Genomic DNA, 15295 nt, shown 5'->3' with positions numbered 1-15295 from the left:
AGTTTGAAAAAAAGTCCACTTTTTGATCACGGAGCAGATTAGAGGCTGAGCCTGCTCCAAGCCTAATTCGAATCGGGCAGAAATACTTTCACAGGGGTAATCGCCCCGGTCTCTTCCCCAATACGAAAAATGCCTAAAAACTGCTCGGCAGGACTGTATAGACGGATGACGTCCCCACGATTCGCTGAAGGCTTGATCGCATAAGGGGAGAGGCGTTGTCCTTGCAGGGCCGCCTGTACCTTTTCCTCTTGCACGATATGGGCCGGCAAATGCTGAACAGCCCGATCGATTGGCAACAGGCAAGACTGCAAGGTTCCAGCTTGAACTTGCTCAGCTACCTGTTCCAGCGTCAGGCAATGCTCATCCCGAATTCCGGCGGACATTGTGCGCTTGAGTCGAAGCATCGACGCTGGAATGCCTAGAGCCCGCCCGATGTCCACACAAAGCGTGCGGATATAGGTCCCCTTGGAGCACAGCACGCGAAATGACAGTTCCGGATATTCAAGATCCGCTTGATAGGAAATCAGCTCCAGCTCATGTATCGTCACTTCACGCGCCTTGCGATCTACGACCTTCCCCTCGCGGGCCAGCTCATAGAGTCGCTTCCCATCCTGCTTCACGGCCGAATACATCGGAGGAACCTGTGATATTGTACCGATGAATTGAGACAAGACGGCAGACACCTGTTCTTCATTTACAGCGGCATGCTCCCTACGTTCAATTACCGTTCCGGTCATATCCTCTGTATCAGTGGCAATGCCTAGCACGAGCGTGGCTTCATATTCCTTGGGCAATTCTTGCAAATACTCAACCATTCTAGTTGCTCTTCCGAGGCATAGCGGCAAGACTCCAGTCACCGCCGGATCAAGCGTCCCTGTATGGCCGATCCGCTTCATTTTTAAAATGCCGCGCGCTTTGGCAACAACATCGTGTGAGGTGAAGCCAACCGGCTTGGCGATAGGAAGAATTCCTTCATAAGGTATCATAGCTGTAATTTCACCTGCTCCACAACACGGGACACGATCTGTGCCAGATCCCCCTCGATCCGCGCTCCAGCCGCACGCACATGGCCGCCACCCCCAAAGCTTTGGGCAACCTTGGCCACATCTACCTTGCCCGCGGATCGAAGACTGACTTTCACGGCGCTTTCGTGAATCACCTTGAACAGCATCCCGACTTCGACCCCTTGAATATTGCGAGGGTAATTCACAATACCTTCAAGATCCTCATGTATCGCCCCGGTTTCTTTCATATCCCCGTCCTGGATCACTACCCAACTGATCTTGCCATCCTCCGTGATCTGCAGCTCGTTCAACGCTCTCGTCAAGAGCTTCAATTGAGGCAAAGTCATTTGTTCAAGCAGCAGCTCGGACAAGCCCGGACCATCCACCTTGTATTCAAGCAGATCTGAAGCAATCGCCATCACCTTCGGCGTCGTGTTGGAATATCTGAATCCTCCGGTATCGGTTAACATTCCGGTATAGATCGCCGTTGCAACCTCAAAGTTCAACGGAATCTCCATATATTTTAGTAAATCATATAAAATCTCCGCGGTCGCAGCCGCCTCAGGCACAATTAAATTGACGGCACCGTATGCATCATTGGTTGGATGATGATCAATATTCAAGATAAGGGCATCATCAGCGAACCATTCCGCAGTCCGACCAACTCGCTTAAAATCTGCGCAATCTACGCAGATGACATGGCTGAATTTGGTATCAAGCGGAGCCAACGAGAGATCTACAATCTGCTTAGCTTCCCATAAATAGCTCATACGGCGAGGGATCGGCCCCTCATTCGCCATTCTATAATTTTTGCCCAAACAAGAGAGAAGCCAGCCCACTGCTAACGTGGAACTGACTGCATCTCCATCCGGCTGAATATGCGCTACGACCAGGAAATCGTCATGCTCCATCAGGAATTGTTTTACCTGCTGGAACTCACGTTCTTTGGTTTGCATTGCCGTCTCCTTTAAGAGGTGAATCCAAAAGACTTACATCTTTTGAATCCACCTTGTTGTTAATTTTCGCCTTCATCCGAAATTTCATCGAGCAGCTTCTCGATACGGCTACCATAAGCAATTGACTCGTCGATCTTGAAGATCAGCTCAGGTGTATGGCGCAATCTGATTCGCTTACCGATTTCAGTCCGCAGGAAGCCGGTTGCTTTGTCGAGTGCTTTGAGCGTATCCTTCTTCTGTTCTTCATCGCCAAACACGCTTAAATACACTTTGGCTTGCGATAAATCATTGGTTACATCGACACCTGTGACTGTAACAAATCCAATGCGCGGATCCTTCAATTCGCGTTGGATCATCACGCTAAGTTCCTTCTTGATCTCTTCGCCTACCCGGCCGGTACGATTCTTGGCCATTGATGACACCTCACCTTACTTAGGTTCGACGGTTTCCATAATAAATGCTTCGATCACGTCGCCCTCTTTAACATCATGGTAATTGTCCAAGGTAATACCGCACTCATAACCTTGAGCCACTTCCTTAGCATCATCCTTGAAGCGTTTGAGGGAATCGATCTTGCCCTCGTACACCACGATGCCGTCGCGAATCAAGCGTGCTTCTGCGGAACGGGTAATCTTGCCGGAAGTAACCATACAACCTGCAATCGTTCCGACCTTGCTGACCTTGAACGTATTTCTTACTTCAGCATGCCCGATAACCGATTCTTTATAAACCGGATCCAGCATTCCCTTCATCGCTTGCTCAATCTCTTCGATGGCATTGTAGATGACGCGATGAAGCCTGATATCTACATTTTCTTGCTCGGCAGTCGCTTTAGTCTGACTATCCGGACGAACGTTAAAGCCGATAACAATCGCGTTCGATGCCGCTGCCAAAATAATATCCGATTCTGTAATCGCTCCGGCACCGCTATGAATAATCTTCACGCGTACGCCTTCAACCTCGATCTTCTCGAGCGACCCCTTAAGCGCCTCGACGGAACCTTGGACGTCCGCTTTGATAATAACGTTCAAATCCTTAATCTCGCCTTCCTTGATATGGCGGAATAGGTCATCAAGCGTAACGCGGGTATTGGCTCCAAGCGAGGATTGACGTTCAGTCGTCGCCCGTTTATCGGCGATCGAACGAGCCTTGCGCTCATCCTCAAACACCATGAACGGATCGCCAGCTTGCGGCACTTCATTCAGACCGGTAATTTCAACCGGTGTTGAAGGCCCTGCTTCCTTAATGCGGCGTCCCTTGTCATTCACCATGGCACGCACGCGGCCAAAGCAGTTGCCGGCTACAAAGGCATCGCCAACCTTAAATGTACCATGCTGCACGAGCACCCGTGCAACCGGTCCGCGATTCTTATCAAGCTCCGCCTCAATGACTGCTCCACGGGCGCGCTTGTTAGGATTTGCTTTATACTCGTTAACCTCTGCTACGAGAAGAATCATTTCGAGCAGTTCCTCAAGACCCATTCTTTGCTTGGCTGATACGTTTACGAAGATCGTATCTCCGCCCCATTCCTCCGGAACAAGTTCGTATTCGGTCAATTCTTGCTTCACTTTATCTGGATTAGCTTCGGGTTTATCGATCTTATTGACAGCAACGATAATCGGCAGTCCGGCTGCCTTGGCGTGGTTGATCGCCTCAACGGTCTGCGGCATGACGCCGTCATCTGCAGCAACAACGATAATTGTAATGTCCGTCAATTGCGCACCGCGAGCACGCATCGCTGTAAACGCTTCGTGACCCGGTGTATCGAGGAATGAGATTTTCTTGCCGTTGATTTCAACTTGATATGCACCGATATGCTGAGTAATGCCGCCGGCTTCTCCACTGGATACATTCGTCGAGCGGATAGCATCAAGCAACGTCGTTTTACCGTGGTCAACGTGACCCATAATCGTAACGACTGGCGGACGTGCTTTCAAGTCTGCTTCATCATCAACTTCCTCTACCGTCTCGAAGCGATCATCCTCAACAGGGATCTTCACTTCTACTTCTACACCGAATTCACCGGCCAACAGCAGGATTGTATCGATATCAAGCTCCTGGTTGATTGCTGCCATGACGCCGAGCAGCATAAGCTTCTTAATAACTTCCGAAGCATCCTTATGCAGCAGCTTGGCCGCCTCACCAACGGTCATTGTGCCGCGCACAATGATCTTCTTCGGTGTATTATCAATCTTCTCGCGCGGAGGCTGTTGATTGCCGCCTCTGCCGCCTTTACCGCCTCTACCACCGCGGTTATTTCTGAATCCGCCCTGGCGATTATCATCAAAGCCTTTGGACTTATTGTTGTTATTCGTGAATTTGCCTTTTTTGGCACCTTGATTTTGTCCACTATTGCTGTTATTGCTACGGTCAGTGTTAAATGCCGGCTTCTCGCGGTCAAACTTCTTGCCTCCCTTATCAGAACTAGCCTGGGTTGAAGGTGTAGAACCGCTGCGAGTTTGCTGCGATGAATTGGGGCGTTGCTGTTGTCCGCCACCACCTTGCCCCTGAGGACGGCCTGATTGCTGGCCACGGTTCCCAGGTTGGTTTGAATTCTGTTGTGGACGTGAGCCGCCCTGTTGCGGACGTGAGCCTTGCTGGCTCCCCCCGTTGGAACGTTGACTTCTATCTTGTGTCGCTGTATTGCTGCCTGTGGCAGATGGTCTATTGGAATTTGTTTTTGTATTCATGCTTACCTGCTTTTCTTGTTGATTTTTGTTGTTGCTTGTTCCTTGATTGGTTGACGCAGCGTGGGCCTGGTTCCCATGATGATCAGCACCACTCTTCGCTGGTTCTGGCTTGGCGTTGGCTGAAGCCGGCTTAGAAGAAGCCTCATTGCGCCCGCCTCCATCACGTTTGGCTGCTGCATTGCTCTTAATATCCTTGAAGAATTGCTCCACTTTTGTAACGGTGTCATTCTCCATAACGCTCATATGATTGTTAACTGGGATATTCAGGCGCTTAAGAATGGTTATAATTTCCTTGCTGCTCATATTAAGTGACTTCGCATATTCATAGACTCTGAGTTTATCTTTGTTTTCTTGTTTACTCAATATACTCCACCTCCGGCGTTTTCTCGATTTCTTCTCGAATCATATCGGCAAACCCTTGATCCGTCAGTGCTATTACGACCCGCTCTGGTTTTCCAATACTTGAACCGAGACGGATCCGATCCGGCCCGATGATCAAAGGGACTTTGTATGTGCCGCATTTATCGCGGAATTTCTTGTGGGTATTATTTGAAGCGTCCCCCGCAACGATAACCAGTTTGGCCTCTTTCGACCGAATGGCTTTCATTACGATCTCATCACCGGTCACCAACTTGCCAGCACGCATGGCCAGGCCAAGCCGGGACAACATTTTACTCATCGCTATCTGCCTCTTCCTGCTCCTGGCTGAGATGGAATTCATCCTCGATCGCCAGGAAATCATGGGCCAACTGTTCGTAGACCTCTGCTCCTACCGTAGCCTTCAAGGCCCGATCCAGCGCGCGGTTCTTATGGGCGAGCTTAAAGCAAGCAACCTGTCCGCAAAGATAAGCACCACGCCCCGACTTTTTGCCAGTCAAATCAATCGAAACCTCACCCTCTGGTGAACGAACGACGCGAATCAACGATTTTTTCGGCATCATTTGCTGGCAAGCTACGCATTTGCGCATTGGTATTTTTTTAGCTTTCATTTCAAGCCCCCCATACATACTCCCGGTTATGCCTATATCTCTTTAAAGAGGTTGTTCATGTTGCACTCATATACTAAAAATCAATAGATACGGAGTCCTGCGGCATTTCATCCTGCTCGGTCTTCTCTCTACCGAATTCTTCCTCTGCCTGAGTTTCGCTCTTAATATCGATCTTCCAGCCTGTCAGCTTAGCAGCAAGCCTTGCATTCTGCCCCTTAATGCCAATCGCCAGCGAGAGCTGATAATCCGGCACGATAACACGAGCCATCTTCTCGGGCTCGAATACCTGCACCTCCAGCACCTTGGAAGGGCTAAGCGCATTGGCTACATACTCTTCAATATTGTCGGAATAGCGCACGATGTCGATCTTTTCCCCATGTAGTTCGGTTACAATCGTCTGCACGCGCGTGCCCTTCGGACCAACGCAAGAGCCGACCGGATCTACCTCGCTATTGCGGGAATAGACGGCGATCTTCGAACGGAACCCTGCTTCGCGGGCAACAGAACGAATTTCAACAACGCCATCGAAAATCTCAGGAACCTCCAGCTCGAACAAACGCTTCAACAAACCAGGATGCGTACGGGACAGCAAAATTTGCGGCCCTTTGGTCGTATTCTCAACCTTTGTAATATACGCTTTGATCCGATCGCCGTGCTTGAACTTCTCGCCGGGCATTAATTCATTCAACGGAAGATGCGCTTCAATCTTGCCGAGATCGACATAGACATTACGCAAGTCCTGACGCTGTACGATACCCGTAACGATATCCTCTTCCTTCTCGACAAAAGCGTTATAGATCAGTCCGCGCTCCGCTTCACGAATGCGTTGGGTTACCACCTGCTTCGCCGTCTGCGCCGCGATCCGTCCGAAATCTCTAGGCGTTACTTCAATTTCCGCTACATCGTCCAGCTGGAAGCTGGGATTGATCTCACGTGCTGAATGCAGCGAAATTTCCGTCCGAGGATCGAGAACTTCTTCAACAATGAGCTTGCGCGCAAATACTCTGATGGATCCCGTATGACGGTTCATGTCTACACGAACGTTCTGCGCCGTATTAAAATTCCGTTTATAGCTGGAGATCAGTGCTGCTTCAATAGCTTCAAATAATATATCTTTGCTGATCCCTTTTTCCCTTTCCAAATCATTCAAGGCTTCGATAAAATCCATACTCATTTGCCTCGAGTTCCCCCTTTCATAATCCTATATAAGTGTTGTTAAAAAATAATCGCCAATCTGGCGCTAGCAACTTTACTATACGATACGGCATGTTTCTGCTTGCCGATTTCAATGACGAGCTCGTCACTCTCAAAAGAGAGAAGGCGTCCCTCAAATTCCTTCAGGCCATTCACCGGCTCGTATGTAGTGACAAACACATCCTTGCCTACGGCTTTGACGATATCGTCCGCTTTCTTCAACGGCCGTTCCGCACCGGGCGAGGACACTTCAAGGAAGTACGCGGATGGAATCGGATCATTCTCATCCAGCTTCTCGCTGAGATATTCGCTGATCCGGCCGCAGTCATCAATATCGATGCCGCCGTCCTTGTCAACGAAGACACGCAGAAACCAATTGCTGCCTTCCTTTACATATTCAATATCAACCAATTCAAAGCCGTTCTGCTCGAGATATGGCATTACCATCTGTTCTACGGCCGCTTTGATTTTCGGTGTGCTCAAGAGTACATTACCTCCATCAATTGTTTCCTGTATACCAAAGAGTAAAGAGTGGGTTTCCCCACTCTTTAGACAACGTTTCTATCTCCATGATTACCAAAAAAATTATAACATAGTCTGGTAATAGTGACAAGTAAAACACCTTTACCACCCTTAGCCCTATCCTTAGGTTAGAACAAGGAGAGCTGATTGCTCTCCGGCAAGTCACGGAAACAGCCCAGCGAACCCAACAGTTCAATGATCGTCTTACTTGCTTTGGATCTCTGCTGAAAATCTTCCACGGAGAGGAATTCCCCTGCTTCCTTCGCCGCAGCGATGTTCCGCGCCGCATTCTCCCCGATTCCTGCCAAAGCGGCAAACGGAGGAATCAGGGCATCGCCATCTACAATAAAGCGAGTTGCATCAGAACGGTACAGATCGATCATCTTGAACCGGAAACCGCGCGCTGTCATTTCCAGCGCCATCTCCAGAATCGGCAGCATCGCTTTCTCCTTCGGCAACGCCTGGAAGCCCTTCTGCTCGATCTCCTCGATCTTGCGGTATATCGCTTCATATCCCTGGCAGCATAACTCAATATCGAAATCTTCACCACGGACCGAGAAATAAGTCGCGTAGAACTCGATCGGATAATATAGCTTAAAGTAAGCGGTACGCACCGCCGAAATAACATAAGCGGACGCGTGCGCCTTCGGAAACATGTATTGGATCTTGAGGCAGGAATCAATGTACCACTGCGGCACCTTGCATTTCTTCATCTCATCAATCCATTCCGGCGTCAAGCCTTTCCCCTTACGAACGCTTTCCGTAATTTTAAAGGCCAATCCGGCATCCATTCCCGCTTTGTAAATCAGGAACAGCATAATATCATCCCGACAGCCAATCACCGTCTTAATGTTGCATGTGCCATTCTTGATCAATTCCTGGGCATTGCCCAGCCAAACGCCAGTACCGTGGGACAATCCGGAAATCTGCAGCAAATCCGCAAACGAAGATGGCTGTGATTCGACCAGCATCTGGCGTACAAACTTGGTTCCCATCTCGGGAACCCCGTAAGTTGCCACCGGAGTCCGAATTTGCTCCGGAGTCACTCCCAGCGATTCCGTTGAGTTGAACATACTCATCACCTTGGGATCATTCATCGGGATCGTCGTTGGATCAATCCCGGTCAAATCCTGCAGCATCCGCATCATTGTCGGATCATCATGGCCGAGAATATCAAGCTTAAGCAAGTTGGCTTCAAATGCATGATAATCGAAGTGAGTCGTCTTCCATTCCGCACTCGTATCATCAGCCGGATATTGTACAGGTGTAACATCTTCGACTTCAATATAGTCAGGCACGACGACGATCCCGCCAGGATGCTGGCCTGTACTACGCTTCACGCCGGTACATCCGGCCGCCAGCCTGTTTAGCTCTGCACTGCGCCAATGCTTATGATGCTCTTCCTCATACTTCTTCGCAAAGCCAAACGCAGTCTTCTCCGCTACGGTACCAATCGTACCCGCGCGAAATACGTTCTTCTCCCCAAAGATAACCTTCGTAAAATTGTGAGCCTCCGGCTGATATTCCCCGGAGAAGTTAAGATCTATATCGGGGACCTTATCGCCTTTAAAACCCAGGAAGGTTTCGAACGGAATATCCTGTCCCTCTCCCTTTAGCGGCTGGCCGCACTTCGGGCAATCCTTCGCAGGAAGGTCGAAGCCACTCGGTACGCTGCCATCCAGGAACCATTCACTATGCTTGCATTCCGGATTACGGCACATATAATGAGCTGGAAGCGGATTAACCTCGGATATACCGAGGAAGGTAGCCACGATTGAGGAACCGACCGACCCCCGTGAACCTACGAGATAGCCATCCTGATTGGATTTCTTAACAAGTTTTGCCGAGATCAGATAGTTGGCCGAGAACCCGTACTTGATAATCGGTTCGAGTTCTTTTTCCAGCCGCTTGACGACCACCTCAGGCAAATCCTCCCCATACATAGAGCGTGCTGTATTGTAACAGGTTGAACGGATTTCTTCGTCCGCCCCATCAATAATCGGCGTGAACAGCTTGTCCGGAAACAATTCAAGATCCTCGAAGGAATCCGCCAGATTCGCCGTATTCGTCACGACAACCTCATAAGCCTTGTCCTTACCGAGAAATTCAAATTCAGCCAACATTTCGTCCGTCGTGCGGAAGTGCGCATCCGGCTTGCGGAGATCCTTCAGCGGACTGAAACCGGTAATGCCATGGATCGTAATATCGCGAAAAATTTTATCCCTAGGCTCAAGGTAGTGTGCATTTCCGGTAGCGATGACTGGCTTGCCCAGCTTAAAGCCAATCTCAACCACTTTGCGAATTGCCGTCTTCAATTCCTCAACACTGCCGACCAGGCCTTTATCGACCAGATGCATATACATCGTTAACGGCTGAATCTCCAGTACATCATAAAAGCCGGCAACTTCCTCAGCTTCTTCGACCGTCTTATTCAATACAGCCTCGAAGAACTCTCCTTTCTCACAACCTGAGATGACAAGTATCCCCTCGCGCATTTCAGTCAGCTTCGATTTCGGGATACATGGAACCCGCTTGAAATACTCGGTATGCGACATAGAGATCAGCTTGAACAAATTCTTCTTGCCGGTCGTATTCAAGGCATAAATTCCGCAATGGAACGGACGGGTATTGGACAGATCCTTGCCAACCCGGTCGTTCAGACGATCGAGCGTGGTCATTCTTTCCTGCGTAATCGCGTCTTCGATCAGCCCGGTTAATACACCGGCAAGTGCTATGGTATCGTCGATTGCGCGGTGGTGATTTTCCAGTGAAACTTTGTATTTCGATGCCAGTGTGTTCAATCTATGATTTTTCAAACTCGGGTGAATCAAACGTGCCAGCTCCAGTGTATCCAGAACCGGGTTGAGCATAGGCGGTCTCCCAAGCTCCTTCAGCTTTGCATTTACAAAATCAACGTCAAAGCGGGCATTATGAGCGACCAGTACCGCATCTCCGGCGAATTTAATGAATTCATCCAGTACCTGATCGACCTCTGGCGCGCCTCTTACCATGTCGTCATTGATGTTCGTCAATTGTTGAATATGATATGGAATAAGTTCATGCGGATCAACAAAGGTGGCGTAACGTTCCAGTTCTTTGCCTTCCTGCATCTTGACCGCGGCGATTTCAATAATTTTGTTCTGCGTTACAGACAGACCGGTAGTCTCAATATCGAATACGATATAAGTTGTCGTCTTCAGATCATCAGGGCGCGGATTTAATACGACGGCCACATTATCATTCACTACATTCGCCTCGACACCGTAGATCATCTTGATCCCGTTCTTCTTGGCAGCTTTCGCAGCATCAGGATAGCATTGCACACCGCCATGATCGGTTACCGCGATCGCTTTATGTCCCCATTTGGCCGCCATCTTCACGTAATCGCCGATTGGAGTTACCGCATCCATCGCACTCATCGTCGAATGCAAATGGAACTCAACGCGCTTCTCTGCAGCATTATCCTTACGAGATGGAGGGGAGTTCACTTCGCATAAATCCGAAGGGATCATGACAAGCTCAGGAATGGACATAAAGCGGTCCATCTCTACTCTGCCGCGGGCTTTGATCCATTTCCCGTTGGCTAATTGACCCATGATCTTGAGATCTTCCTTATTCTTGGCAAACAGCTTCATCTGCAAAGAATCGCTAAAATCGGTAATATAAAAAGTAAATAAAGTATTGCCATTACGCAGTTCCTTGCTCTCCAGTCCGAAGATCGTGCCCTGGATCGTGACCCGTTTTTCTTCATCTTGCAGTTCCTGCAGTGGAATTGGCTGATCTTTGATGTCATAGCCGATCTGCAGCTTAACCGCTTCGCCATCGTCTTCCTCCGGCGGCGCTTCTGCTTCCATACTCTCCATCATCCGCTGGATCACTTCGCGTTCTTCCTCAGCAATCCGTTGCTGGAATTCCTCAAAAGCTTCCTCATTGTTCTCGGCTACATGCAGCTTGACTCTTACATCCAGCCCAAAATAATTGCCATAGAAGGTCGTGATCGCCTTGTCTATATTCTTCTTACGGGCTAGTTCCAGCGCCATCGCATCGCCTAACGCTACCGTTACAAGATCGTCCTCGATCTCATAACCAGCCTTGGCCATCCAGCCATTAACGGATGGTATTTCCCGCTGCACCCATTCCAGGAACAGCTTCCAATATTCCGTCACGATCTGCTCGGCAGTCTGGTCCTGTTCATATCGGAATAGAATAGCGATCTTGGCAATATGCTGCATTCGCTCCTGGATACGCAAGCAAAACGTTCTATAGACCTGGGCAGGGACAAGCGTCTGTTTGCGGATCGTAATCTTCCACTCGCGGTTGCCGCGGCTAACCTCTACCTGATCGATATATCCGTCTAGAAAATACGGATCAATCAGCGAAGCCGGAACTTCCGCCTGCTTCATCAACAGTTCAAGTCTGGTTCTTTTCTCCTGGACGTCGGTCATCTCTTCCTCCCCCATACTCAAATAGTGGCAATGAAGTTCAAAAAGTCCGCTTTTGATCCCTAAGCTTCAGCAAGCCCATGCGGGATCGAATCTTGAATTCCCCGGACCTAAGCAGTTGCTTGCGAAGTTATGTTTCCTCCGGAAACCTCTCGGGTGCCTCACGTACCCACTATGTACGCTTCACTCCTTAGCCCCAGCCTTTTTCCACTGAAGCATATTGAAAAAACGCATAGCGAAGCATAAGCCTCGGTGCTGAAAAGCGAGCTTTTTGAACATTTCTTAAACGCTAACGAAACACAGTATCGTTATTTGCGCTAAAAAAGAGTTTCCAAATTCCTAACGAAACTTGCTATCGCTATTTGAGCTAATTACGGAGCCAACCCGCGGATTTCCTCCAAATAACGATTGGGGGTTTCGTTAATAAATTTCTCCCCTTATTTTTCAGGAAATAACGTTCTGTAGTTTCGTTAGACGAAAAATGTATATCAGTGCAAAAATTAAGGCCTCCGCAAATCTGGCCGACAGGAGCTTGTAGCAACAAATACCTGTCATGGCCGTTTCTGCCGAAAGCCTTAATATCGTTATATCCTCTGGACAACAGTCCAGTTCCCCTTGCACGGTTCTTGCGGCAGGACTAATTAATAGGCTCTGGCAAAAACAACAGTATGCTTGGCCGTTTCTCCACAGACGAGACATTTCGTCTTCTGAACTTCCGGCTCAAACGGAATATTCCGGCTAGTTGCTCCGGTCTCTTCTTTGACTTGATGTTCACAAGCCTCAGAACCACACCAGCCTGCAAGCGTAAAGCCACGCTTCTCTTCCATGCTGGCTTTCATCTCATCCAATGTATCCACGGAATAGAAATGCTCATCACGGAATACCTTGGCACGGTTGTACATTTCCTGATGAACCTGCTCCAGCATCGCTTGAACTTCTTCCACAAGACGGTCTTGCTGTACAACCTTCTTCTCGCCGCTAATACGCGATACGAGGACACATACGCCATTCTCCATATCACGAGGGCCAATCTCAAGGCGGACAGGAACACCACGCATTTCATATTCATTGAACTTCCAGCCCGGACGAACATCAGCACGGTCATCCATTCCTACGCGGATCCCCGCCTTCTTCAATTCAGCAAACAATTCATCGCTGCGAGCAATCACCATATCGCGCGTCTTTGGCGGTCCGATCGGAATGATCATAACTTGCTTTGGAGCTACTTTAGGCGGCAATGCCAGCCCACGGTCATCCCCGTGCACCATGATCAAGGAACCGATCAAGCGGGTGCTCACGCCCCAGGAGGTCGTATGCACAAATTCGTGCTCATTCTCGCGGTTCAAATACTGGATATTAAACGCAGATGCAAAGTTGGTACCAAGATAATGCGAAGTTCCCGCCTGTACGGCACGTCCATCCTTCATCATCGCTTCAATCGAAAAAGTATCCACAGCTCCGGCAAATTTCTCGGACGGTGTCTTCTGACCCGTAATTACCGGAATTGCCAGATAACCCTCGACAAAATCGCGGTAGATTTCCAGCATCCGCATCGTCTCTTCCCGAGCTTCCTGTTCATTTTCATGAGCAGTATGGCCTTCCTGCCACAAGAATTCGCTTGTGCGCAGGAACGGTAGTGTCCGTTTCTCCCAGCGAACGACGTTAGCCCATTGATTGATCAATACCGGCAAATCGCGATAGGATTGAATCCACTTCTCATACATATGCCCAATCATCGTCTCAGAGGTAGGCCGGATCGCAAGGCGCTCTTCCAGCTTCTCGCCAGCCGCCTCAGTCACCCAAGGAAGCTCAGGGTTGAAGCCCTCCACATGCTCCTTCTCTTTCTGGAAGAAGCTCTCCGGAATAAAGAGTGGGAAATAAGCGTTGCGATGGCCGGTCTCTTTAAAGCGGCGATCCAGCTCAGACTGAATATGCTCCCAAATTTCGTAGCCGTCCGGCTTGAACACAATACAGCCGCGTACTGGCGAATAGTCCATCAAATCCGCTTTCTTAATGACGTCGATATACCAGCGCGAGAAGTCTTCTCCCTGCGGGGTAATTTCCGTTACAAATTGTTTCTCCTCGTTAGCCATAAAAACTCTTGTCCTCCCGTAAAAGCCTCATAATTATCCAAACAATCGTAATATATCGTTATAGGTTACCGCAATCATTAGCAGGAACAGCATGGCAAATCCGATAAAATGCACCAAGCCTTCATGATTCGGATCCACCGGCTTGCGGCGAAGGGCTTCGATGCCCAGGAAGATCAGCCTGCTGCCATCAAGTGCCGGAATCGGCAGCAAATTAAAGATCCCCAGATACAGGCTAAGGATGGCCGTCCATCTTGTGAGCTGTACAATCCCTTGCTTGGCAATCTGCCCTGTTACTTCAAACGTTCTTACTGGCCCGCCAAGATCATCCATGGAGAATTTGTTAATCAATTGCTTAAACCCCTGGAAGATCAGCTTCGTTGTATCGACCATATCCGTTCCGGCTCTGGTAATTGACTCACCCACAGAGGCGCTGCGCATAGGGAAGAAAGTGATAATCGAGCTGCCTACCTTCCCCACCTGCTCGTTGTCTGTCGCCCGGGGGGTAACGGTAATATTCACTTCCTGTTCTCCACGCTTAAGCGTCCATACCATCGGTTTATCTTTAGAAGCCTGAATCGTCTCGATCATTTTGTTCGCATCGGTTCCAACTGGCATACCATTGATCTTCTCAATAATATCGCCCTCTAGAACTCCGGCTTCCGCTGCAGGCATTCCTTTCACGACATCACCAACTTGCAGATGACTTGGCTTATCAAGCGGAATCCCTGCCATTAGCGTATACAACGCAAATAACACAAAGGCAAGAATGAAGTTCATGAGGGGCCCGGCGAAAATCGATAATGCTCTTTGTCGCACTGTTTTGCTGCCATATTGACGATCCCTAGGTGCAATCTGTGTCTCCTTGCCTTTGACAACAAGCATCGCCTGCGGATGAATCGAGTACCTTACGCTCTCCCCATCTACATCCAGCAGTACGGACAGATCATCCACCAGGTCGATTTGCAGCACCTCGCCGCGAATGACATTCTTGCGACTGTCCAGTCGATCCAAATAAATCTTGCCGACTTTATCTTCCTCCAGGCGGAGCGCTATCGTCTGCCCGTTAGAAATCTCAATCAACTCAGGATCTTCTCCGGCCATGCGGGCATATCCGCCAAAGGGAAGCAGACGGAAAGTAAACTGCGTCTCGCCTCGCTTATAAGCGAACAATTTAGGTCCAAATCCTATCGCGAACTCCCGTACCAGTATCCCAGCACGTTTTGCGAAGTAAAAGTGCCCCCATTCATGCACCGCCACAATGACGAAAAACATGAGCACCGTCAAAAAAATAATTTTCAGTAGTTCCAATCGAAAGCATCCTCCTTTTGGCCACGGATCGTCCAAGTTCTTTCTAGATTATCATTATTCTCCGATCAGGCACAAGAGAATACAAGAATGAATCTTT

Annotated in this window: 11 protein-coding genes; all 11 read right to left on the bottom strand. The window is 49.2% G+C overall.

The genetic code is table 11. The features are described 5' to 3' along the window. Positions 1-62: 62 nt before the first annotated feature. Positions 63-986 carry a tRNA pseudouridine(55) synthase TruB gene (truB, locus tag BN1360_RS15465; RefSeq protein ID WP_068780755.1) on the bottom strand — a complete coding sequence of 308 codons (924 nt, stop codon included), beginning with the start codon at positions 984-986 and terminating at the stop codon, positions 63-65. Further along, complete coding sequence (locus BN1360_RS15460) at positions 983-1960, bottom strand: DHH family phosphoesterase (protein WP_068780754.1); 978 nt, start codon at positions 1958-1960, stop codon at positions 983-985. The genes truB and BN1360_RS15460 overlap by 4 nt, the downstream gene beginning before the upstream one ends. Positions 1961-2019: 59 nt before the next feature. Beyond that, the gene (gene rbfA / locus BN1360_RS15455) at positions 2020-2373 is read right to left on the bottom strand and encodes a 30S ribosome-binding factor RbfA (RefSeq protein ID WP_068780753.1); all 354 of its coding nucleotides are present in this window, start codon (positions 2371-2373) and stop codon (positions 2020-2022) included. Between the two features lie 15 nt (positions 2374-2388). Continuing rightward, entirely contained in the window at positions 2389-5013 is a 2625-nt protein-coding gene (gene infB / locus BN1360_RS15450) for a translation initiation factor IF-2 (RefSeq protein WP_068780752.1), read from the bottom strand. Continuing rightward, positions 5006-5329: a L7Ae/L30e/S12e/Gadd45 family ribosomal protein gene (locus BN1360_RS15445; RefSeq protein WP_068780751.1), complete on the bottom strand. Its 324-nt coding sequence runs from the start codon at positions 5327-5329 to the stop codon at positions 5006-5008. Before BN1360_RS15445 ends, infB begins: the two co-directional genes overlap by 8 nt. Continuing rightward, on the bottom strand, positions 5322-5639 hold the full coding sequence (gene rnpM, locus BN1360_RS15440; RefSeq protein WP_068780750.1) for an RNase P modulator RnpM: 318 nt from the start codon (positions 5637-5639) through the stop codon (positions 5322-5324). Before rnpM ends, BN1360_RS15445 begins: the two co-directional genes overlap by 8 nt. Positions 5640-5712: 73 nt before the next feature. After that, on the bottom strand, positions 5713-6813 hold the full coding sequence (gene nusA, locus BN1360_RS15435) for a transcription termination factor NusA (protein WP_068780749.1): 1101 nt from the start codon (positions 6811-6813) through the stop codon (positions 5713-5715). A gap of 41 nt (positions 6814-6854) precedes the next feature. Next, positions 6855-7316, bottom strand: a complete 462-nt coding sequence (rimP, locus tag BN1360_RS15430; RefSeq protein WP_068780748.1) for a ribosome maturation factor RimP — start codon at positions 7314-7316, stop codon at positions 6855-6857. Positions 7317-7483: 167 nt separating this feature from the next. After that, entirely contained in the window at positions 7484-11800 is a 4317-nt protein-coding gene (locus BN1360_RS15425) for a PolC-type DNA polymerase III (RefSeq protein WP_068780747.1), read from the bottom strand. 638 nt (positions 11801-12438) lie between these two features. Next, on the bottom strand, positions 12439-13890 hold the full coding sequence (gene proS / locus BN1360_RS15420) for a proline--tRNA ligase (protein ID WP_068780746.1): 1452 nt from the start codon (positions 13888-13890) through the stop codon (positions 12439-12441). A 33-nt stretch (positions 13891-13923) separates the two neighbouring features. Further along, positions 13924-15198 carry an RIP metalloprotease RseP gene (rseP, locus tag BN1360_RS15415; RefSeq protein WP_068780745.1) on the bottom strand — a complete coding sequence of 425 codons (1275 nt, stop codon included), beginning with the start codon at positions 15196-15198 and terminating at the stop codon, positions 13924-13926. Positions 15199-15295 lie beyond the last annotated feature (97 nt).

The sequence above is a fragment of the Paenibacillus sp. GM2 genome (assembly GCF_900069005.2).
GTDB lineage: Bacteria > Bacillota > Bacilli > Paenibacillales > Paenibacillaceae > Fontibacillus.
Note: the sequence above shows the minus strand (reverse complement) of the source record. Positions and strands in the feature narration are given on the sequence as shown.

Excerpts from the sequence above, each read along its gene's own strand:
- BN1360_RS15445 (WP_068780751.1), bottom strand. The coding sequence starts at position 5,329 with ATGAGTAAAATGTTGTCCCGGCTTGGCCTGGCCATGCGTGCTGGCAAG.
- nusA (WP_068780749.1), bottom strand. The coding sequence starts at position 6,813 with ATGAGTATGGATTTTATCGAAGCCTTGAATGATTTGGAAAGGGAAAAA.
- proS (WP_068780746.1), bottom strand. The coding sequence starts at position 13,890 with ATGGCTAACGAGGAGAAACAATTTGTAACGGAAATTACCCCGCAGGGA.
- rnpM (WP_068780750.1), bottom strand. The coding sequence starts at position 5,639 with ATGAAAGCTAAAAAAATACCAATGCGCAAATGCGTAGCTTGCCAGCAA.
- rbfA (WP_068780753.1), bottom strand. The coding sequence starts at position 2,373 with ATGGCCAAGAATCGTACCGGCCGGGTAGGCGAAGAGATCAAGAAGGAA.
- truB (WP_068780755.1), bottom strand. The coding sequence starts at position 986 with ATGATACCTTATGAAGGAATTCTTCCTATCGCCAAGCCGGTTGGCTTC.
- BN1360_RS15460 (WP_068780754.1), bottom strand. The coding sequence starts at position 1,960 with ATGCAAACCAAAGAACGTGAGTTCCAGCAGGTAAAACAATTCCTGATG.
- BN1360_RS15425 (WP_068780747.1), bottom strand. The coding sequence starts at position 11,800 with ATGACCGACGTCCAGGAGAAAAGAACCAGACTTGAACTGTTGATGAAG.